Annotated in this window: 9 protein-coding genes; 2 read left to right on the forward strand and 7 right to left on the reverse strand. The window is 70.5% G+C overall.

Annotation, left to right across the window (positions count from 1 at the left end; translation table 11 throughout):
• Positions 1-48: 48 nt before the first annotated feature.
• Both GGR64_RS05990 and GGR64_RS05995 read right to left on the reverse strand, forming a co-directional pair.
• Complete coding sequence (locus GGR64_RS05990; RefSeq protein ID WP_184644554.1) at positions 49-7035, reverse strand: ESPR-type extended signal peptide-containing protein; 6987 nt, start codon at positions 7033-7035, stop codon at positions 49-51.
• Between the two features lie 1076 nt (positions 7036-8111).
• Positions 8112-9254, reverse strand: a complete 1143-nt coding sequence (locus GGR64_RS05995) for a hypothetical protein (RefSeq protein ID WP_326520309.1) — start codon at positions 9252-9254, stop codon at positions 8112-8114.
• Between the two features lie 113 nt (positions 9255-9367).
• Between GGR64_RS05995 and GGR64_RS06000 the strand changes: the two genes are divergently transcribed.
• On the forward strand, positions 9368-11989 hold the full coding sequence (locus GGR64_RS06000) for a methyl-accepting chemotaxis protein (RefSeq protein WP_184644556.1): 2622 nt from the start codon (positions 9368-9370) through the stop codon (positions 11987-11989).
• 334 nt (positions 11990-12323) lie between these two features.
• On the opposite strand, the gene purL is transcribed toward GGR64_RS06000, so the two are convergent.
• From purL to xerD, 3 genes are all read right to left on the reverse strand, one after another.
• Entirely contained in the window at positions 12324-16412 is a 4089-nt protein-coding gene (gene purL, locus GGR64_RS06005; RefSeq protein WP_184644558.1) for a phosphoribosylformylglycinamidine synthase, read from the reverse strand.
• A 336-nt stretch (positions 16413-16748) separates the two neighbouring features.
• Entirely contained in the window at positions 16749-17555 is an 807-nt protein-coding gene (locus GGR64_RS06010) for a DsbC family protein (protein ID WP_160970262.1), read from the reverse strand.
• Between the two features lie 100 nt (positions 17556-17655).
• Positions 17656-18630, reverse strand: a complete 975-nt coding sequence (gene xerD / locus GGR64_RS06015; protein ID WP_160970296.1) for a site-specific tyrosine recombinase XerD — start codon at positions 18628-18630, stop codon at positions 17656-17658.
• A 213-nt stretch (positions 18631-18843) separates the two neighbouring features.
• Between xerD and GGR64_RS06020 the strand changes: the two genes are divergently transcribed.
• Positions 18844-19320 carry an RDD family protein gene (locus GGR64_RS06020; RefSeq protein ID WP_184644560.1) on the forward strand — a complete coding sequence of 159 codons (477 nt, stop codon included), beginning with the start codon at positions 18844-18846 and terminating at the stop codon, positions 19318-19320.
• 382 nt (positions 19321-19702) lie between these two features.
• Here the strand turns inward: GGR64_RS06020 and lptG are convergent, their stop codons facing one another.
• Together lptG and lptF are read right to left on the reverse strand one after the other, a co-directional pair.
• Positions 19703-20809 carry an LPS export ABC transporter permease LptG gene (lptG, locus tag GGR64_RS06025; RefSeq protein WP_160968937.1) on the reverse strand — a complete coding sequence of 369 codons (1107 nt, stop codon included), beginning with the start codon at positions 20807-20809 and terminating at the stop codon, positions 19703-19705.
• Positions 20806-21891 carry an LPS export ABC transporter permease LptF gene (lptF, locus tag GGR64_RS06030; RefSeq protein WP_160968935.1) on the reverse strand — a complete coding sequence of 362 codons (1086 nt, stop codon included), beginning with the start codon at positions 21889-21891 and terminating at the stop codon, positions 20806-20808. The genes lptG and lptF overlap by 4 nt, the downstream gene beginning before the upstream one ends.
• Positions 21892-21939 lie beyond the last annotated feature (48 nt).

Here is a 21939-nt window from a genome sequence, read left to right on the forward strand (position 1 = left end):
CAGGCCATTGCGTGGCGGACGGCGGCACGCGCCGCCGTCCGCGATGGATCACCAGCCGAAACCGGCACCGATGCCGATGGAGCTGTCGTCGCTGCTGAACGCACCGCCGATGGTCACGGTGGCGCGATCACTGAAGGCACGCTGGTAGCCCACCGACAGCGCCGACTCGCCGTTCTGGAAGCCGATGCCGGCGCCGACCCGGTTCTGGGTGCGGATGCCGGCGGCGCTGGTGGCCATGTTGAGCATGGCCGCGCTCATCGCGCCCTGGCGGTCGATGCGGCGGTCCTGGTCGCGCAACCGCGCATCGACGTCGCCGCGCAGCACCTCGAAGCTGTCGGCCATGGTGCCGAAGCGCGCATCGGTGTACGACTTGGCGGTAGCCACGCCGTTGTCGAGCTGGCTCTTGTTGACCGCATCGGTAGCCTGGGTGCCGGCGGCGACGTTGGCGAGCTGGCGCTCGTTGCCGGCGCTGCCGATCGAGACCGTCTGCGCACGATCGGCCACCGAACCCTGCCCCAACGCGACCGCACCCTGCGCCGTGGCGCTGGCGCCCTGGCCGAGGGCGGTGCCCGAAGCCGCGCTGACGCTGGCGCCCTCGCCCATCGCCACCGCATTGGTCGCCACCGCCGCGATATGGCTGTTGGCGCCCACCGCGGTGCTGCCGTCGGCATTGACCTTGGCGTTGCTGCCGATCGCGGTGTCGTTGGGGCCATGCGCATACGCGCTGCCGCCGATGGCGGTGCCGGTGACGTCGTTGGCGCGCGCGGCGGTCCCCACCGCCGTGGCACTGGAGGCCACCGCCACGTTTTCGCCGACCTGCGCAGTGCCGATGCTTCCGGACACCGGCGTCGCCGCTGCTGCAGTGGCAGCCGTCGCTGCCGACGCCGCAGGCGCAGCCTCGGCCTGCACGGCCACCGCACTGGTACCGACCATGCGTGCGCTGCGTGCCGCGGTGGCGCTGCCGCCGCTGCGCGCATCCAGTTCGCTGACCTTGCCATCCAGCGCTGCCAGCGCCGCGCCGACGTTGTTGTAGCTGGCACCCTGGATCACGTAGGTCGGCGCCACGAACAGGCCTTGCGCACCGAGCCCGGCACCGCCGCCCAGGAACGTGGCCATGTTGCTCAGCGACTGGTACAGCTGCCCGCCGTTGATCGCCTCGGTGCTGCCGGCGGCAAGGCTGCCGGCGGTCAGGTTGACGATGCGCCGGGTGGCCGGGCCGCCGCGGCCGTTGCCGCTGCCCAGCGACACGGTGTCGGCCTCGTACACGCGCGAGCCGGCGCCGAGCGCGACTGCGTTGTCCGCCGAGACACCGGCATTGGCGCCGAGCGCGACGCCGTTGCTGCCGCTGTTGCGGACGAAGCTGTTGTAGCCCATCGCCACGCCGTTCTCGCCGATCGCATTGGTCTGCAGGCCGATCGCGGTGCTGCGCGCACCGGTCGCCGAGCTGCCGGCACCGTTGGCGGTGGCACCGGCGCCGGCGGCGACGCTGCCCACGCCCAGCGCGGAACTGCGCAGGCCGCTGGCGATAGCGCCGGCACCGGCCGCGGTGCTGTCCACGCCACTGGCGCTGGCCACCGCGGTGCCGGAACTCTGGAAGCGCGCACTGGTGTCGCCGGCGGCGGTGGCCACCGCGTCCAGCTGCGCCTTGTTCACCGCATCGTTGGCGTTGACCGCGGCATCGACATTGGTGATGCGGCGCGTCGCCGGTGCGCTGACCCCGTTGCCGCCACCCACCGACACCACGTTGGCTTCGCTGGTGCGCGCGCCCGAGCCCAGGGCGACGCTGCCGGCGCCGCTGGCCGACGCGTTGATGCCCAGCGCCGTGGCATTGGTGCCGCCGAAGGCGAAGGCGTTCTGGCCGATCGCGGTGCCGCCCTGCGCCGTGGCCCAGGCGAACTGGCCGACCGAGGTGGTCTGCGCCGCCGTGGCCCAGGCCGAGGCACCGAGCGCGGTCGCATCTTCGCCGGTGGCGCGGGCGCTATTGCCCAGCGCCGACGCATAGGCACCGGACGCGGTGCTGCCCCACCCCAGCGCCGAGGCGTAGTTGCCTGCCGCCGCCGCACCGTAGCCGAACGCGCTGGTGCGGGTGCCGCTGGCGGCGCTGAAGGCACCGACCGCGGTGCTGTAGTCGCTGCTGGCGGCAGCCTTGTAGCCGTCGGCAGTGGCCTGCAGTCCGCTGGCGATGGCACCGGCGCCGCTGGCGCTGCTGAACGTGCCGCTGGCCTGCGCCCCCGCGCCCAGCGCGGTGGCGCCGGCGGCGCTGGCGGTGGTGGTGGCGTCGAGCAGCACGTTGCCCGACGCATCGGTGTAGTACAGCGAGCCGCCGATCGCGGTGCTGGATTCGCCGGTGGCCGTGGCGTTGTAGCCGGACGCGGTGGCGTAGCGGGCACCGGCCAGCGCACCGCTGCCGAACGCCGAGGCGCCGGTGCCGTAGGCGTTGCTGGCCTCGCCGGCGGCGGTGGCGTAATTGCCTTCCACGTAGCTGCCGACATCGTCGGCCGGATCGCTGCCGCCGCTGGCCTTGAACTGCTTGCCGGTGGCATCGGCGGACTGCTTCACCGCGTCGAGCTGGGCGACGTTGACCGCGTCGGTGGCCTCGGTACCGGCGGCGACGCTGGTGATCTGCCGCTCGTTGCCGGCACTGCCCACCGAGACGGTGTTGTCGCGCGCCGCCTCGGAGTTCGCCCCCAGGGCCACGCTGTTGACGCCGGACGCGTACGCGCCGTAGCCGAAGGCGCTGGCGCTGTCGGCGCTGGCGTAGCTGAGGCTGCCGAGCGCACTGCTGAAGTCCGCGGTGGCGCCGGCGCCGGCGCCGAACGCCGCGCTGTTGGCGCCCGAGGCCTCGGCCGGAATCAGGCCGAAGAACGAGGTGCCGCCGACCGCCACGCTCTCCTCGCCGGAGGCCACGCTGTACTCGCCCACGGCCACGCTGCCGCTGCCGGAGGCGGTGGAGGACACGCCGACCGCGGTGCCGTAGCTGCCGGATGCCAGCGCGCCATAGCCCAGTGCCGAGGACAGATAGCCGGTGGCCTCGCTGTAGCCGCCCAGCGCGGTGCCGCCGGTGCCCGAGGCGGTGCTGCGGAAGCCGGTCGCCGTGGCCTGGTTGTCCGAGGCCACCGCTTCGTTGCCGGTGGCGGTGGCGTAGGTGCCGCTGGCCTGCGCACCGGCACCGCTGGCGGTGGCGCCGATCTCGCTGGCCTGGGCGTTGCTGCCGATGGCGATGCTGTTCTCGCCCGACGCCTGGCTGGTGTTGCCCAGCGCAACCGCGTCGACGCCGCTGGACACGGCGTTGAAGCCGATCGCGGTCGCCCCGGCAGCCACGGCATTGGCGCCGCCGCCGAGCGCGGTGGCACCGTCGCCGGTGGCATTGGCCGCCTCGCCGGCGGCCAGCGCGTTGTCGCCGTCGACCAGCGCACCGGCATCGCTGTCGGCGCTGCCGCTGGCCTGGAAGTACTTGCTGGTCGTCGCCGCCGCCTGCTTCACCGCATCCAGCTGTGCGACGTTGACCGCGTCGGTGGCTTCGGTGCCGGCGGCGACGTTGGTGATCTGCCGTTCCTGCCCGGCACTGCCCACCGACACGCTGTAGGCGCGGTCGGCAACCGCCCCGGCACCCAGCGCCACCGCATTGGCGGCGGTGGCTTCGCTACCGGCACCGATGCTGATCGCGCTTTCGGCGTCGGCCACGGTGTTGGTGCCGATGGCGATGGTATTGACCTGGTTGCCCAGCGCCTGGAAGCCCATCGCCACGCTGTAGTTGCCGTAGCCGAAGGCGCCGCGGCCGACCGCGGTGGCGCTCAGACCCGGCGCCCAGCTGTTGAAGCCGATCGAGGTGGCGCCGCTGCCGCTGGCCCATGCACCGGTACCGAAGGCCGACGCATTGGCGCCGGTGGCCCAGGCCGAGGCACCGAACGCCGAGGCGCCGTCGGCAGTGGCCCAGGCATAGGCGCCGACCGCACTGGCGTCCTCGCCGCTGGCCCAGGCGTTGTCGCCCTGCGCCAGGCTGTAGTTGCCGGTCGCGCGCGCCTTGTAGCCGCCGGCGGTGCTGTGGTCGCCGGTGGCCTGCGCACCGTAGCCGGTGGCGGTGGCGACGCTGCCGGTGGCCTGCGCGCCCGCACCGAGTGCGGTGGCGTTCTCGCCTGCATTGGCGCCGACCAGCACCGGCTTGCCGTCGGCATCGACGATCGGCTGGTTGTACTGGTCGTAGGCCTGGCCGCGGCCGCCGATCGCGGTGCCGCCCGTGCCACTGGCGCTGCTGCCGTTGCCCAGCGCCACCGCGTCGTCGCCCATCGCCGCCGCGCCGCTACCGAACGCCGCCGCGCCGCTGCCGTAGGCATTGGCCGCATCGCCGGCGGCCAGCGCGCCCTCGCCGTCGGCATAGGCGCCGACCGCGCCGCCGCCGTGCGCGAAGAACTTGGAGGTGTCTTCGGCGGTGGCGCGCACGGCATCCAGCTGCGCGAGGTTGACCGCATCGGTGGACTGCGTGCCCGCGGCGACGTTGACGACCTGCCGCTCGCTGCCGGCATCGCCGACCGAGACCGTATTGGCCCGGCGCGCCACCGCGTTGGCGCCCAGCGCCACGCTGTCGGCGGCCAGCGCGGTGCTGTAGTAGCCGACCGCGGTGCTGTTGGCGCCGCTGGCCCAGGACTGCGCGCCCAGCGCGCTGGCGAAGGCGCCCGGCGCATAGGCGAAGTAGCCCAGCGCGGTGCTCTGCAGGCCCGAGGCTTCGGTCATGCTGCCGTTGGCGGTGGCGTAGTCGCCCGAGGCGATCGCACCGGCGCCGAACGCGGCCGCATTGGTGCCGCTGGCCTGGGTCTGCACGAACAGGCCCAGACCCGGGATCAGGTCGGCCGGACCGCCGACCGCGACGCTGCTGGTGCCGGTGGCCGCGCTCTGCGTGCCGACCGCCGTGGCGTAATCGCCGGTGGCATTGGCCACCGCGCCGAAGGCCGCCGCCTGCGCACCGCCGGCGTAGGCGCCCACGCCCACCGCCGAAGCGGCGAAACCGCTGGCGTCGGCGCTGGCGCCCAGCGCGGTGCCGCCGACCCCGGCGCTGGTGGCGCCGGTGTCCACCGCCACCCCGCTCTTGGTGATCAGCGGCTCGCCGTTGGCATCCACCGCCACCCCACCCACCGCTACCGCCGCCGGCCCGGTGGCCTGCGCGTTGGTGCCGAAGGCGGCGCTGTTCTGCCCGGCCGCGACCGCGCCGCTGCCCACTGCGGTCGCCCCGTTGTTGAGCGCATCGGCGCCGGCGCCGAGCGCGGTGCTGCCGTTGCCGATGGCATTGGCGGCCTCGCCGGCGGCCAGCGCGTCGTCGCCTTCGACGTAGGCGCCGGCATCGCTGCTGGCACTGCCGCTGGCCTGGAAGTACTTGCCGGTGGTGGCCGCGGCCTGCTTCACCGCGTCCAGTTGCGCCACGTTGACCGCATCGGTGCCTTCGGTACCGGCGGCGACGTTGGCGATCTGCCGCTCCTTGCCGGCAGTGCCGACCGAGACGGTATTGGCGCGATCGGCGACCGTGCCCTGGCCAAGCGCGACGCTACCGCTGGCCGCGGCCTTGGCGCCGTAGCCCAGCGCGGTGGAATCGTCGGCCTGCGCCCAGGACGCGGCGCCGAACGCGGCGCTGGAGGCGCCGTCGGCCGAACTCAGCCAGCCGACCGAGGTGGAGAACGCGCCGTTGGCCCAGGCACCGGCGCCGAATGCGCTGCCGCCCTCGCCCTGCGCCTCGGTGGTGAACAGGCCGAGCACGCTGCCACCGACCGCGGTGCTGGACGCGCCGCTGGCCAGGCTCGAATAGCCCAGCGCCACGGCGTTGCCGCCGCTGGCGTTGGCGCCGTAGCCGACCGCGGAAGCGAAGTCGCCACCGGCCTGGCTGAAGCCACCGTTGGCGGTCGCGGCCAGCCCGGTGGCCGCGGCGGAAAAGCCGGTGGCGGTGCTCTGCAGGCCGTCGGCGCGCGCCGCCGTGCCCAGTGCGGTGGAGAACGCACCATTGGCCTGCGCGCCAGCGCCGAACGCGCTGGCGCCCTGCTCGGCCGCGGTGGTGGTGCCTTCCAGCTGCACCTGGCCGTTCTCGTCGACGATCGACAGCGCACCGCCGACCGCGGTCGCCGAGGCACCGACGGCGGTGGCGTTGCTGCCGACCGCGGTGGCATTGCCGCCCAGGGTGGTGGCGCCGCTGCCGAGCGCGCTGGCGCCGTTGCCGATGGCGTTGGCGCCTTCGCCGGCGGCGATCGCATTGGCGCCCTCGACGTAGGCGCCAGCATCGCTGGCGTCGCTGCCGCTGGACTGGAAGTACTTGGCGGTGGTGTCGGCGGTCTGCTTGACCGCGTCCAGCTGCGCCACGTTGACCGCGTCGGTGGCTTCGGTGCCGGCGGCCACATGGGTGATCTGGCGTTCGTTGCCGGCCTTGCCGACCGAGACGCTGTCGTCGCGGTCGGCCACCGCATCGGCGCCCAGCGCCACGCTGTTGCGGCCTTGCGCGACCGCGCTATTGCCCAGCGCGGTGCTGTTGAAGCCGCTGGCGCTGGAGAAGCCGCCGACCGCGGTGGCGTACTCGCCCGTCGCGTCGGCCGCCACGCCGACCGCGGCGCTGGCGGCGCCGGAGGCGATGCTCTCGGCGCCGAGCGCGGTCGCGCCATCGCCGCTGGCGGTGCTGTAGTAGCCGAGCGCGCTGGCCTCCACACCGCTGGCTTCGCTGAGCGTGCCGCTGGCCACGCTGCCGTCGCCGCTGGCATTGCTGGCCGCGCCGGTCGCGGTGCTCTGCGCGCCGCTGGCGTTGCTCTCGGCACCGACCGCGGTGGCGTAGTCGCCGCTGGCGCTGGCGTTGTCGCCGATCTGCAGGGCCTGCGCCTGGGCGCTGGTGGGAAGGGCGCCGGCGCCCAGCGCCAGGGCGATCGCGCCGGCCAGGGCCAGGCCGTGTGCGCGTGCGGCGCGGCGGTCGCGGACGACGGCGCCGCGCGCATCGCCGCTGGCCAGTTCCGATGCCACGACCCACATCCCCAGTGCGTTGTTCCAGACCTTGCGATAAATCCGATTCATCGACGACTGCTCCTCAATTCGGCTGGTTTTGGTCAAAAAGCCACCCTCGCCCGGCGTTCCGGCCGGCCGACCCCCTGTCGGTTTTTGGTGCCGCACGTCCCTTACCGGGACGCGAGAGGCTCACGCCTGTCGCTGCTCGGAGCTGTAGATGAACCGAGGTGGAATGCGGAACTGACTCGAGTGTTAACTCGGCCTCGGAATTACGTCAAGTTTTTGACTTGATGAGACACGAGCCGTGACAAAAGCCGCGAATTCAGCCTTGTTTCGTTAATTTTTCGACAAATATCAATGAAAACAATCAGGTTTCGTCAATTTTTCGGCACGCACCTTGCCATTCTTGACATGCCGCCTTTCCGGCGATTTCTTTTTCTGTCAAGGACTTGACGCAAAAAGGTGGTAAGTGCGCCCTCGGACCGCCGACGCATGCCGAAGGCCGCACCAGACGGACGCGGATGGAGTCGATTGCGCGAAATGCGGCTCCCGAGAGCGCGCGAGGGGGACCTGGAGCGCAGGCGACGACGCATGGCCGTGATTCGGCCCCAGCTTGGGAGCCGCGGATCGTTCGGCAGTCGCCGAGGCAGGACAGTGTTGGTTTGCGCACGGCGCAGGCATGCAGGAGCGTTCGCCACGGCGATCAGCCGATAGAGATGGTCAGACGCGCAACGCCTTTGCAGGAGCGGTCTCAGCCGCGACCAGGCCCCCTCAGCACAGGCGGGCAGGCTGCATCGAGGAATCTCCTCGCGCACAAAACGACCGCATGCGGTCCCTCAGGCGCAGCGGCCAGCCTGGGCAATTCCCGCATCGGCAGCTGCGGTGCCGCCCGCTCCGACACATGCGGACGTGACAGCACGCGCGTCGTAGCGCGTGCCCAGCGGCCGGCCTTGTTTGCGCCCGGCAGCCGCGACGTCGTTCGCCGCAGCTCGGGTCGGGCATCGTCCATGTGTGGCAAGCGTGGCGAAGAATTCCGCGCAAGACACCAGGCTCGCTGCTCCGCCATCAGATGGCACGTCGCCACAGCAACGACGTGGATCGAAACCGGAAGGTCTTCCTCTCCCAGGAATGCAACACGGCAACCGCTAGAAGTAGAACCCGATGTTGAGGTTGAACCGCGAGTGCCACCTGGACCGGTCGCCGTCGTCGATCGCGATACCGTCGCCGCCTGCGAACCACATGTTCCTGCCGGCGATCCAGTCCAGATAGGTCAGCATGACGCCCTTCTTGATGCTGCACCCGGTGACGTTCTGCGCGGACGAACGCAGGTCGGGCCGATCGTGGGTGGGCAGGGTCATGCTGAAGTTGTTGTAGCAGGTCACGTCGTCCAGCCAGCGCCCCTTGCCGAACGAATACGCGATGTTGGCGGTGGGGACATCGGCTTCGGCGGCGATCTCGAACGGCGCAAGGAACGCCGACATCGCGATGCGATCGCTCGGTACCGCGTAGCGATAGCGCGCCCACTGCACCTGGCTGGTCCAGCCGCCGCTGCTCCACTGCGCGTGCAGCGCCGCGCCGCGATGCCCGTAGCGGCGGCGATCCTCGACATCGAGTATCTGCCCGGAAAACGCCGACGCGCCAAGCAGGAGGCTGCCGTGTGCCAGGTCGACGCGGTGTTCGTAGCGCACATTCAGCCGATGGTATTCGCGATAGGGATAGCGCGCCGTCTCGGCGACATCGAACGAATAGCGCGCCGTGCGCGCACCGTCACCGTATTCGTCGCCCGAGAACCAGCCGACGTGCACGGTGTCGTTGCCGTTGGTGCGCATGAGCACCAGGCCCGGGTCGTAATCGTCTTCGATGCCGAGGTAGTAGCCGGACCCGAACCAGAAACTGTTGGAGGCAGTCGGCAACAGGCCGAACGGCACCTGCTGGATGCCGGCCTTCAGCACCGTGCGATCGTCGACGTTCCAGCCCACGAACGCATGATGCACCGCATTGAATCCGTCGTACCAACGCTGTTGCGCAGAGACGAAGAACGGACCGTCTCCCGCATTCAGGTCGACCCGCAGCAGTTCCAGATCGAGGCCATGCGTGGGGCCGTAATCCAGCCAGCCGTAGTTGAAACGGACCGCTCCGCCGAGCTTGAAGTAGGTCTCGGTGTTCTGAGTGTCCTGTGCGCATACATGACCGCTTAAGGCAGCGGCCAGCACGAATAAAAGCCCGGAACGAAAGGACATGAGCGTGACCGCCTCCCTGGTGGTTGTCGCCAGACCAGTATCGGCCACGGCAGGCCCAGCATGAGCATGAAAACGGAGATCAAGTTTGGCGCGGGGACGTCGATACCTCAGCGCAGCGGTGTGCCCAGCAGGGTCGCCCATCATCCACAACGGGAGCAGCAATGAGCAGGACCCTCGTCCGCCGTCACAGCGTCGCCAGTCGTTTGATGATCGGCACCGGCATCATCGCCCTGCTGTGTTTCGGCATGACCGCCGCCATCACCTATTGGCGCAGCAGCCATGCCTTGCTCGACGCGTCGCATGCCATGCTGCGCGAAGCGGCGCGCCACGAGGCGAGCGAGATCTCCTCGGACATCGGCTCGGCCTTCGATGCCGGCGCGACCCTGGCCAACACCTTTCGCATCCAGCGCGGCGCCAACGGCGTGAGCCGGGACTCGGCCGCCGCCGTGCTGCATGAGCAGCTGCGTCTTCACAAGCGCTGGCTGGGGATCAGCACGCTATGGGAGCCGAACGCGTTCGATGGACACGATACCGCCAATGTCGACGCGCCCTTCCACGATGCGACCGGGCGCTTCATGGTGTACTGGTCGTACCAGAAGGGCGAGCTGGTGCGCGAGGCGCTGCACAGCTACGACAAGCCCGGCGAGGGCGACTGGTACCTCGCGGCGCGCAACAGCCACGCGCCGGTGGTGATCGAGCCCTACTACTACCCGGTGGCCGGCGTCGACACGCTGATGACCACCTTGAGCACGCCGGTGATGGACGGCGACAAGTTCCTGGGCACGGTCAACATCACCATGTCGCTGGATGCGCTGCAAAAACGCGTGGCGTCGCTGCATCCGCTGGACGTGGGCCAGGCGATGCTGCTGTCGCCGACCGGCGCGGTGATGGCCAGCGCCGATGCCAAGCAGGTGGGCAAGACGCTGTCCGACGCCGGCACCCAGGCCATGCTGGCAAACGTGCGCGCGGGACAGATCAGCAGCGACGAGGCCATGGTGGCCGGCGAGGACTGGTTGCGGGTGTTCGTGCCGATGCGCCTGGGCCAGGCGCCGCAGGTGTTCGCGCTCGGCATCATGGTGCCCAAGCACCACGTGATGGCGCAGGCCCGCACCTTGCTGTGGGTCATCCTCGCGGTGGGACTGTTCTCGGCCGCCCTGCTCGGCGTGTCGCTGTACCTGCTGCTGCGGCGGCAGGTGCTGGCGCCGCTTGCCGAGGCGGTCAAGGTCTCCGCGGCAGTGTCCTCGGGCGAATTGAACAGCCGCATCGAACCGCGCCGCATGGACGAAATGGGGCAGCTGCTGCAGTCGATGGGCAGCATGCAGGCGCAGCTGCGCGCGGTGATGGACGCGCAGGACGACATGGCCAGCCGGCACGACGCCGGCGAGATGAGCTATCGCATGGATGCGGCGCGCTTCCCCGGCGAGTACGGCCGCATGGTGGCCGGCACCAACGACCTGGTCGATGCGCATGTGCAGGTGCAGCGCGAGTTGGTGGCGGTCATGTCGCGCTACGCCGTAGGCGACATGCAGCCCGACATGCGCGCCTTGCCCGGCGAGAAGGCGGCGCTCAGCGATGCGATGGCGGCGACCAAGCGCAATCTGCAGGCGATCAACCGGCAGATCCTCGCCCTGGCGCAGGCCGCCGCGGCCGGCAACTTCGCCACCCGCGGCGATGCGCAGGCGTTCGACCACGATTTCCGCGGGATGGTGGAAGGGTTGAACAACCTGATGCAGACCACCGACACCAACCTGGCGGAGGTGTCGCGGTTGCTGCAGGCGATCGCCACCGGCGACCTCACCGTGCGCATGAACGGCGAGTTCCGCGGCGTGTTCGCGCAGATGCGCGACGACGCCAATGCCACGGCCAGCCAGCTGGCGCAGATCGTCGGCAGCATCCAGACCTCGGCCGCATCGATCAAGGGTGCCGCCAGCGAGATCGCCGCCGGCAACCAGGACCTGTCGCAGCGCACCGAGCAGCAGGCCGCCAACCTGGAAGAAACCGCCGCCTCGATGGAAGAACTCACCTCCACCGTCAAGCAGAATGCGGACGGCGCGCGCCAGGCCAATCAGCTCGCCATCGGCGCGGCCGGCGTGGCCGCGCAGGGTGGGCAGGTGGTGGACCAGGTCGTGGAGACCATGCGCGGCATCGAAGCCTCCTCCAGAAAGATCGCCGACATCATCTCCGTGATCGACGGCATCGCGTTCCAGACCAACATCCTGGCCTTGAACGCGGCGGTGGAAGCGGCACGCGCCGGCGAACAGGGCCGCGGCTTTGCGGTCGTGGCCTCGGAAGTGCGCATGCTCGCGCAGCGCTCCTCCGGCGCGGCCAAGGAGATCAAGGACCTGATCGAAGACTCGGTGCAGCGCGTGGCCGAAGGCTCCACCCTGGTGCACAGCGCCGGCGCGACCATGAGCGAGGTGGTGTCCAGCGTGCAGCGGGTCACCGACATCATGGGCGAGATTTCCGCAGCGTCGCAGGAACAGTCGGCCGGCATCGCCCAGGTCAACCAGACCATCACCAACATGGACGAGACCACCCAGCAGAACGCCGCGCTGGTGGAAGAAGCCACCGCCGCCGCGCGCTCGCTCGAGGACCAGGCGGTGCAGCTCACCGAAGCGGTGGCGGTGTTCAAGCTCGATGCCGCGCATGCGGCCGCGCGGCAGGCGGTTCCAGGCCCGACGGCACCGCCAGCCAAGCGTCCGACGGCCGGCCGCCCTGCCGCGTCCCGGTTGCGTGCTGTCGTGACCACGCCCGACAGCGACAGCAGTTGGAAGGAGTTCTGAAACAGGCGCGGGCGCGCGGTCGGCGCCCGCATGGTCCAACAGTGCCTGGCCTGGCCAGGCACTACGCGGCCGGCCTGTCGGCCAGGCGGGACGCAGCGCGCGCGATGCGCCATCGCCTGCCCACATCGCGTCGCGTCGCATCTGGGTGCTGAAGGCACAGAGGCGGCGCCCCGATCGGCACCGCGTCCCTCGAACAAGGCCTGATGTCTCCAGCGCGCTGCAGCGTCGCCGTCGCAGGGTGCAAGCACATCTGCGGCGGCGTATGGCTGCCGCGACCGCCCCCGACCCGCCACTCCCGCCACGCCCGCCAGGGGCGGACGTGGCGCAGGGGCGCTCAGCCCACCCACACCCGTGCATTGCGGAACATGCGCAGCCACGGCGCCTCGTCCGGCCACTCGGCCGGATGCCAGCTGAGGTTGAGCGAGCGCAGAGTCCGCTCCGGATGCGGCATCAGGATGGTCACCCGGCCGTCGTCGCTGGTCAGGCCGGTGATGCCGTCGGGCGAGCCGTTCGGGTTCAGCGGGTACTGCGTGACGACGGCGCCATGGCCGTCGACGAAGCGCAGCGCCACGCGCGCGGCCGCCTGGTCCACCGCACTGTCGAATTCGGCGCGGCCTTCGCCGTGCGCCACCGCCACCGGGATGCGCGAACCGGCCATGCCGCGCAGGAAGATCGACGGCGACTCCACCACTTCCAGCAGGCTGGTGCGCGCCTCGAACTGCTCGCTGCGGTTGCGCAGGAAGCGCGGCCAGTGCTCGGCACCGGGGATGATGTCCTTGAGCTGGCTGAGCATCTGGCAGCCGTTGCATACGCCCAGGGCGAAGCTGTCGCTGCGCGCGAAGAACGCGGCGAAGGCATCGCGCAGCGCCGGCCGTTCCAGGATCGAGGTGGCCCAGCCGCGGCCGGCACCAAGCACGTCGCCGTAGCTGAAGCCGCCGCAGGCGGCCAGGCCGACGAAGTCGGCCAGGTTCACGCGGCCGGCGATCAGGTCGCTCATGTGCACGTCGAAAGCACGGAAGCCGGCGCGCTCGAACGCATTGGCCATCTCGATCTGGCCGTTGACGCCCTGCTCGCGCAGGATCGCCACCTTCGGCCGCTGGCCGCTGGCGATGAACGGCGCGGCGATGTCCTCGGCCGGGTCGAAGGCCAGCTTCGGCTTCAGCCCGGGCGCGGCGAAGTCGCGCGCCAGCGCGCGTTCCTCGGCGGCACTGTCGGGGTTGTCGCGCAACGTCTGCATGGCGTGGGTGACCGACCACCAGGCATCGAACAGCTCGTCCCAACGCCATTCGGCCAGGGTCTTGCCGCCCAGGCCCACGCGCACCGCCGCGGCGGTGCTGGGGCGTGCGATGCGCTGCGCGCACTCGGTCAGCGCATGGCGCTCGACTAGATCGGCGAACGCGGCGCGGTCTTCCTTGGCGACCTGCACCACCGCGCCCAGTTCCTCGTTGAACAGGCTGCGGAAGGGATCGTCGCCCCAGGCATCGAGGGTGATGTCCAGGCCTTGCCGCGACGCGAACGCCATCTCGCACAGCGCGGCGAACGCGCCACCGTCGCTGCGGTCGTGATAGGCCAACAGCATGCCGGCCTCGCGCGCATCGCGGATCAGCTCGAAGAACGCGCGCAGCCGCTGCGGATCGTCCAGGTCCGGCACCGCGCCGCCGAAGGCCGGCAGCGCGCCGTCGCCATGCACCTGCGCCAGCACCGAACCGCCCAGGCGCTGCTTGCCGCCGCCCAGCCCGATCAGCCACAGCTCACTCTCGGCCTCGCGCGCCAGCAACGGCGTCAGCTGCGCCCGCGCATCGGCGACGGGTGCGAAGGCGGAGACGATGAGGGAGACGGGCGAGACGCTTTTGTGGGTTTCGCTGACGCCGGGAGTGGGGAGTGGAGATTCGGGATTGGCAACAGCACTGTCCGTGCCCGTCGACCCGCTTCCACCAATCCCCAATCCCGCTCGCTCTTCGACGGCCGCAGGCCGGCCATCCCGAATCCCGGCCACACCCCACTGCGCCTGCATCGACAGCGAGTCCTTGCCCACCGGGATGCTCAGGTCCAGCTGCGGGCACAGTTCCATGCCCACCGCCTTGACCGCGGCGTACAGGCGCGCATCCTCGCCGTCGTGGTTGGCCGCGGCCATCCAGTTCGCCGACAGCTTGACCTGGTCCAGCGCCTGCACCGGCGCCGCGCACAGGTTGGTGATCGCTTCGCCGACCGCCATGCGCGCCGCTGCGGCGGCATCGAGCAGGGCCAGCGGGGTGCGCTCGCCGATCGCCATCGCTTCGCCGGCGTGGGTATCGAAGCCGGCCAGGGTGATCGCGCAATCGGCCAGCGGCAGCTGCCAGGGGCCGATCATCTGCTCGCGCGCGGTCAGGCCGCCGACGCTGCGGTCGCCGATGGTGACCAGGAAGCTCTTCGCCGCCACGGTCGGATGGGCCAGCACGCGCAAACCCGCCTCGCGCAGGTCCAGCGCATCGGTGTCCAGTTCCGGCCAGCGCGGCGCCGGCGGCTGCCGGGCGTCGCGGTGCATCTTCGGCGGCTTGCCGAAGAGGACGTCCATGGGAAGGTCGATGGGGTGCGGGGATTGGGGATTGGAGATGCGGGATTCGTGAGGAGCGGAGAAACCGGACGACGCAGCGCCGTCACCAATCCCCAATCCCGACTCCCCAATCCCGCCGCCGAGGACGCCATAGCCCACGACGAGCCGTTCCTCGGCGGTCGCCACGCCGACAGCGGCAAACGGGCAGCGCTCGCGTTCGCAGATCGCGGCGAATTCGGCCAGGCGCGCCTGCGGCACGCCGAGCACGTAGCGCTCCTGCGATTCGTTGCACCACAGCTGCATCGGCGACAGCGACGGGTCGTCGCTGGGCACGCGGTCGAGGTCGATGAGGCCGCCCACGCCGGAGTCGTGCAGCAGTTCGGGAATGGCGTTGGACAGGCCGCCGGCGCCGACGTCGTGGAACCAGCGGATCGGGTTGTCCGTGCCCAGCGCCACGCAGCGGTCGATGACCTCCTGCACGCGCCGCTCCATCTCCGGGTTGTCGCGCTGCACGCTGGCGAAATCCAGGTCCTCGGCGCTGTCGCCGGAGGCCACCGAACTGGCCGCGCCGCCGCCCAGGCCGATCAGCATCGCCGGGCCGCCGAGCACGATCACCGCATCGCCGGGCTGCAGCGGGATCTTCTCCACCTGCACGCGGTCGATCGCGCCCAGGCCGCCGGCCAGCATGATCGGTTTGTCGTAGGCGCGGGTCAGGTCCTGCGTCTCCGGCAGCTCGAAGCTGCGGAAATAGCCGAGCAGGTTGGGCCGGCCGAATTCGTTGTTGAACGCGGCGCCGCCGAGCGGGCCATCCAGCATGATTTCCAGCGCCGGCGCCATGCGCGGGTTCAGCGGACGCGCGCCCTCCCACGGCTGCGGCAGGCTGGGAATGCGCAGGTGCGAGACGCTGAAGCCGGTCAGGCCGGCCTTGGGCTTGCCGCCGCGGCCGGTGGCGCCCTCGTCGCGGATCTCGCCACCGGCGCCGGTGGAGGCGCCCGGGAACGGCGCGATCGCGGTCGGGTGGTTGTGGGTCTCGACCTTGATGCAGAACGCCGACGGCGTCACCGCCTCGCTGCGGTATTCGCCGCTGGCCGGATCCGGGCGGTAGCGTGCGGCCGGATGCCCTTCCACCACCGCCGCGTTGTCGCTGTACGCGCTGAGCGTGTGCTGCGGGGTCTGCTGGTGGGTGTGCTTGATCATCCGGAACAGCGAGCGGTCCTGCTCCTTGCCGTCGATGGTCCAGCTGGCGTTGAAGATCTTGTGCCGGCAGTGCTCGGAATTGGCCTGCGCGAACATCATCAGTTCCACATCGGCCGGATCGCGGCCGAGCTCGCCGAAGCGCTGGCGCAGGTAGTCGATCTCGTCCTGGGCCAGGGCCAGGCCCAGCCGCGCGTTGGCCGCCTCCAACTGGTCCAGCGGGATACGCTCGACCTCGCCACGCGCCGGCGCCTGGAACAGCGCCTGTGCCTGCGCGGCGCCATCCAGCAGCGACTGGGTCATCGGATCGTGCAGCAGCTTGGCCAGCGCGGCCTGGTCGGCCGGCGCCGCGGGCCAGCCGGCCAGGTCCAGGCGGGTACCGCGCTCGACCCGGCGGATCGCCAGGCCGGCACCGCGGACCAGTTCGGTGGCCTTGCTCGACCACGGCGAGCGCGTGCCCAGCCGCGGCACCACGTAGCGCGAGCAGGTGCCCGCTTCGGCCGGCGCCGGCGCGTCCTGCGCCTGCAGGATGCGGCGGGCCGCGCCCAGGTCGAGCGCTGCGTCAGGTTCGCTGTCGAGAAAGTAGACGTGCCAGGCGCCGGCGATGCGCACGCCGGGGACGATGGACTGCAGGCGGGTTTCGAGCCGAGCGCGACGGAACGGCGAAAGGGCGGAAGCGCCCTCGAGGACGATCATGTCCGGGGAACCGTGTGAGGAAACGGGCTGGCTATTGTAAGCCGGGATTGGGGATTCGGGATTTGGGATTGGTAAAAGCGGCGTTTCGCGCGCGGACGCTCATCAGGCAACGCCATGAAGATGGCGTGTCCGTGGCGGGGTTGCGGCACGGGGGCGTCAATGGCAGCGCCCCGCGCGGGCACGCTCGCTAGGGACGCACCGACGGCGTCCTGATCGCAACGGGCTTAGAGATTCAGGCTCCCGGCTCGGGATGCGGGACGACCACGCGTTGGAATTCGCCGCAGCAGCGCTCCAGCGAATCCCCAATCCCGAATGCCGAATCCCCGCGCGCGGCCCTTAACGGCTTCCGCCAGCCTTCGCCGCTTCCGCCGCGCGCTTGTCCAGCGCTTCGCGCATCTTGGCCGGGGGCAGGTAGCCGCCGATCTGGGTGCCGTCCGGGGCGAAGATCGCCGGGGTGCCGTTGACGCCCAGGCGCTGGCCCAGGTTGTACTGCATGGTCACCGGATTCTTGCAGTTGGTCGCGCCCGGCACCTTGCCGCTGCTCTTGGCCTCGGTCAGCGCCTGCTTCTTGTCCGCCGCGCACCACACCGCGACCATGTCCTTGTAGTCCTGGCTGCCCAGGCCCATGCGCGGGAACGCCAGGTATTCCACGGCGATGCCCTGCTTGTTGAGCTCGCCGATCTCGCTGTGCAGCTTGCGGCAGTAGCCGCATTCGATGTCGGTGAACACGCTGATGGTGTACTTGGGATTGGCCGGGGCGAAGACGATGCGATCGGCACGCGGCGCCGACTCCAGCAGCTTGCGGCGATAGCTCAGCAGGCCCTCGCTGGAGGTGAGCTGCTTTTCCTGGATGTCGAACGGCTGCGCCTGGAACAGATAGCGGCCGTCGTCGGACACGTACAGCACCTGCCCACCGACCACCACTTCGCGGAAGCCCGGGAACGGCGCGGCGCCGATGTAGTCGGGCTTGAAGTTGGGATCCAGCTGCAACAGCGCCGAACGCACGCGCTGCTCTCCCGGCGCGCCGCTGGCGGCGGGTGCGGACTTGGCCGAGGCGGCCGCACCGGCCGGAGGCGTGGTGGACTGTGCGCAGGCGGAGAGCGAAGCCGCGCCCAACAGCGCGCAAAAAGCAAAACGGAGCATTGGCGATCCATGAGGGCTGCGAATCGCCCGATTGTCGCACACCCCCCGGCACGGTCCATGTAGACAGGCTGAGCGGCCAGCGCACGCGCTGCGGCAGCGCTCAACCGCGCGGATGATGCTTGCGGTGCAGGCTCTGCAGGTGTTCGCGCGCGACCAGGGTGTAGATCTGGGTGGTGGACAGCGAACTGTGGCCGAGCAGCATCTGCAGCGCGCGCAGGTCGGCGCCGCGGTTGAGCAGATGCGTGGCGAAGCTGTGGCGCAGGCCATGCGGGCTGATCCGCGCCGGATCGATCCCGGCCACCGCGGCATAACGCTTGACCAGCACCCAGAACTGCTGGCGGGTCAGCGCGCGCCGCGCGGCGTCGATGAACAGCGGCACCACGCCGTCGCTGGCCGGCACCGGCTGCCCGGCCGCCAGCGCCGGGCGCGCGCTGTCCAGGTAGCGCTGCAGCCAGTGCTGCGATTCCTCGCCCAGCGGCACCAGCCGCTCCTTGCTGCCCTTGCCGGTGACCCGCAGCACGCCCTGGCGCAGGTTCACCGCATTGGCCGGCAGGTTCACCAACTCGCTGACGCGCAGGCCGGCGGCGTACATCAACTCGAGCATGGCGCGGTCGCGCAGCCCGGCCGGCGCGGTCGCGTCCGGCGCCGCCAGCAGCGCATCGATCTGGCTCTCGGCCAGCGCCTTGGGCAGCGAACGCGGCAGCCGCGGCGGCTCCAGCAGCGCGGTCGGATCGTCGCCGCGCTCGCCGCGGCGCACGCGCAGCGCGAAGAACGCGCGCAGCGACGACAGCCAGCGCGCATTGCTGCGCGGCGAATAACCCAACTCGGTGCGCCAGGCCAGATAGTCGAACAGCGCCTGCCGATCGGCACCGGCCAGGCCGCCACCGGCGCCGTCGCGCCAGCGCGCGAAGCCCTCCAGGTCGCGGCGGTAGCTGTCCAGGCTCTGCCGCGCCAGCCCCTGCTCGGCCCAGGCCGCATCCAGGAACTGCTGGATCGCCACCGCATCGGCCTCGCGCAGCGGCGCGAGCCGTTGCGTCTGCTGACGGCGTTCGGCGGGGGAATGCAGGGAGGGCATGCGGGCGGGATTGGGGACTGGGGACTGGGGACTGGGGACTGGGACTGGGACTGGGACTGGGACTGGGACTGGGACTGGGAAAAGCCTAGCCACTTTGCCTGGGTGTGCAAGGTCGACGTGGCCGGGCAGCGCACCGGGATGGCGTGCGCCAGCAGCACCACTGCGATGTGCACGGTCCACCGCAACGCGCGCGACTGGCTCTAAGCTGTGCCGATGAGCGCATCGCCTCCCGCTTCCGCCCCCCGTCCACGCGCGCTGCTGCTGTGGCGGCTGCTGGCACTGTTCTACGACGCCTGGCCGGTGCTGGCGCTGTGGTTCGTGATCTCGGCGCTGTTTACGCTCGGCTACACGCTGGAGGGCCATGCGCCGCGCGAGAACATCGCGCCGTTCAGCACCCTGCAGTGGCTGCTGTGGCTGTGCTGCTGGGTGGTGGCCGGCCTGTACGCGACGCTGAGCTGGCGTCGCGGCGGCCAGACCCTGGGCATGCGCCCGTGGCGGCTGCGCCTGCACGGCGCCGACGGCCACACACCGAGCTGGGGCGCGCTGTGGCGCCGCTATCTGGTCGGCACCGTATCGTTGCTGCTGGGCGGGCTGGGGTTCTGGTGGGCGCTGGTCGATCGGGAGCGATTGACGTGGCACGACCGCGCAAGCGGCACCTATCTGACCCGATCACCGAAAGCCAAGCCCTGACGGACGGCGGCGCCAACCGCTCCTGCCTTAATCGGATCATGGCGGCAAGCGACCTCAGGATTGCTTCGCCGCCGAACCGCGCATGGCATGCACCAGGCGCATGATCGCGCGCCGCCCCCAACTCCTGCAGCACACATCTCATCAGGTACAGCAGCAACAAAAACGGCGGTGCCAGCAACAGATAGCTGGCAACCCAGGACAGACCGTGCAGCGCTCAGTCCACACCCAACGCCTCTAACGCCAGCTCCTGCGGCATCAACGGCAACTGCAAGAACACGAAGCGCCCTTTTTCAGGAGCCAAGCGCCATCCACACGCATGACGCCACCAGCGCGGCGTACAGCATGCTCAGACCGAAGCCGAGCAGGCTGCACCGGAGCATCACTAACTGCTGCGTTTGCGGAACAGCAACCAGGACACGGTCAACATCACCAAGGGCGGCAAGGCGTAGGCGATGCGGTAGTCGAACTTCAGGGCGCCGGCCATGCGTCCGAAGAACAGCTGCAGGAGCCAGAACACCAGCGCGAACAGGATGCCCAGGAACAGGCGCTTGCCCATGCCGCCGCTGCGCAGCGCGCCGAACGCGAACGGGATCGCGGCGAAGCACAGCGCCAGCACGTTCAGCGGATAGAACCAACGGCTCCAGTACTGATCCTCGTAGTCGCGCGCGTCCAAGCCGTTGCGGCGGCGGTATTCGATGCTGGTGTGCAGGTCGCGCGCCGACAGGTTGCGCGGCTTGGCCAGGCCCGAGGCCAGTGCCGCCGCATCCAGGCGCGATTGCCACGGCAGGCTGTCGAACTTCTCGCGCTGCACCGAGCGCTCGGCGAAGGTGTCGCGGTAGGCCTGCTTGAGGGTCCAACTGCTGTGACGGTGCTCGGCGATGGCGGCGTGGGTCAGCGAGGCCAGCCGGCCGCTCTCGTCCAGCGTGTACAGGCGCACGTCGCGCAACTCCAGCCAGGTGCCGCCGTCGTCCTCCAGGTGCTCTTCGCCGGCCTGCGCATTGAGGAAGGTGTTGCCCTCGCGCGCCCACAGCCCGGAATAGCGGGCCATGCTCATGTCGCCGTTGTACTTGGCGTTGGCCTTGATCGCGTCGGCCTGGTTCTGCGCCCACGGCGCCAGGGTCTCGCCGTTGAACACCATGGCCACGGTCAGCACCGCCATGGTCGAGGCCGCGGCCAGGCTCAGCCGGCGCCGCGACAGGCCCAGCGCGCGCAGCGCGGTCAGTTCGGAGGTGGCGGCGAGCTGGCCCAGGCCCATCAGCACGCCGATCACCGCGCCGGTCGGGAACAGGGTGTAGGCGCGGCGCGGCACCGTGTAGGCCACGAACGCGGCGGCATGGCCCAGGCTGTAGCTGCCGGTGCCGATGACCTTGAACTCGTTGGACAGGGCCATGATCACGTCCAGGCCCAGCAGCACGGCCCAGGTCAGCAGCACCGTGCCGAGCACGGCGCGGCCCACGTACACATCGTGCAGGTTCGGACGCAGCCTCATGCCGGCTGCCTCCGCGGCCGCGACAGCCGGCCATCGCGCAGGTACATCCACACCGCCAGCGCCAGCAACGGCAGCGTCAGCCACCACAGGCCGAGCGCACGCGGCAGCTTCTCGGTGCTCAGCCACTGGGTGCCGAGGAACATCAGGTTGGTGCCGACAAGATAGGCCAGGAACGCCAGCATGATCCGGCCGTAGCGCTGCTGCCGCGGCGAACTGCGCGACAGCGGAAGGGTCAGCAGGGCGAAGGCCAGCGCCAGCAACGGCGGCGCCAGGCGCGCGTGCAGCTGCGCATTGGCCTGCGGGCGCGGATCGCCGATCAGCTTGCCGGTGGGCAGCAGTTCGGGGTCGTCGTCCTTGCGCGCGGCGTTGCGGTCGGGCAGCGCCACGTCGTTGCTGACGAACCGCATCATCCGGTAGTCCAGCCCGTCGCCGGCCAGCGGGCCCTCGACCCGATAGCCATCCTCCAGGCGCAGGTAGCGGTCGGCCTTGCCCTCGAAGAACATGGCGCCGCGCTGCGCCGTGACCACGTCCAGGCGGCCGTCCTTCTGGCGCTGCATGAACACCTTGCTGAGCTTGGTGCCGTCCCCGGACAGGGTGCTGATGTAGACGATGCCGCCATCGGACAGCGGAGTGAAGCGCCCCGCCTCCAGCCCGGCCATCAGCAGGCTGTGGTTGGCCTCGTCGATCAGCCGGTCGGAGGTGCGGTCGGCCCAGGGGCCCAGCCACAGCGAGCACATGCCGACCAGGGTCACCACCGGGATCACCAGCATCAGGATCGGCCGCAGCAGGCGCCGCGGACCGACGCCGATGGCGGTGATCACGGCCATTTCCGAGTCGCGGTACAGGCGCGCGAGCGCCAGCAGCAGGCCCAGCATCAGCGCCAGCGGCAGGATCAGCGGCAGGTACACCACGAACTGCAGGCCCAGCTGTGAAAACAACAACTTGGCCGGGATGCGGCCATCGGCGATGTTGCCCAGGATGTCCACCAGCACACCACCGACGCTGACCACCAGCAGCACGATCAGGGTGGCAGAGAAGCTCTGGACGAAATCGCGCAGCAGGTATCGATCGAGCTTCGGCATGGGGGTGGGTTGATTTAAACTCTCGGATTCGTTCGCGGCTGCCCCAGC

Source organism: Xanthomonas sp. 3307 (assembly GCF_014199735.1).
In the GTDB taxonomy this organism is placed as follows: domain Bacteria; phylum Pseudomonadota; class Gammaproteobacteria; order Xanthomonadales; family Xanthomonadaceae; genus Xanthomonas_A; species Xanthomonas_A rydalmerensis.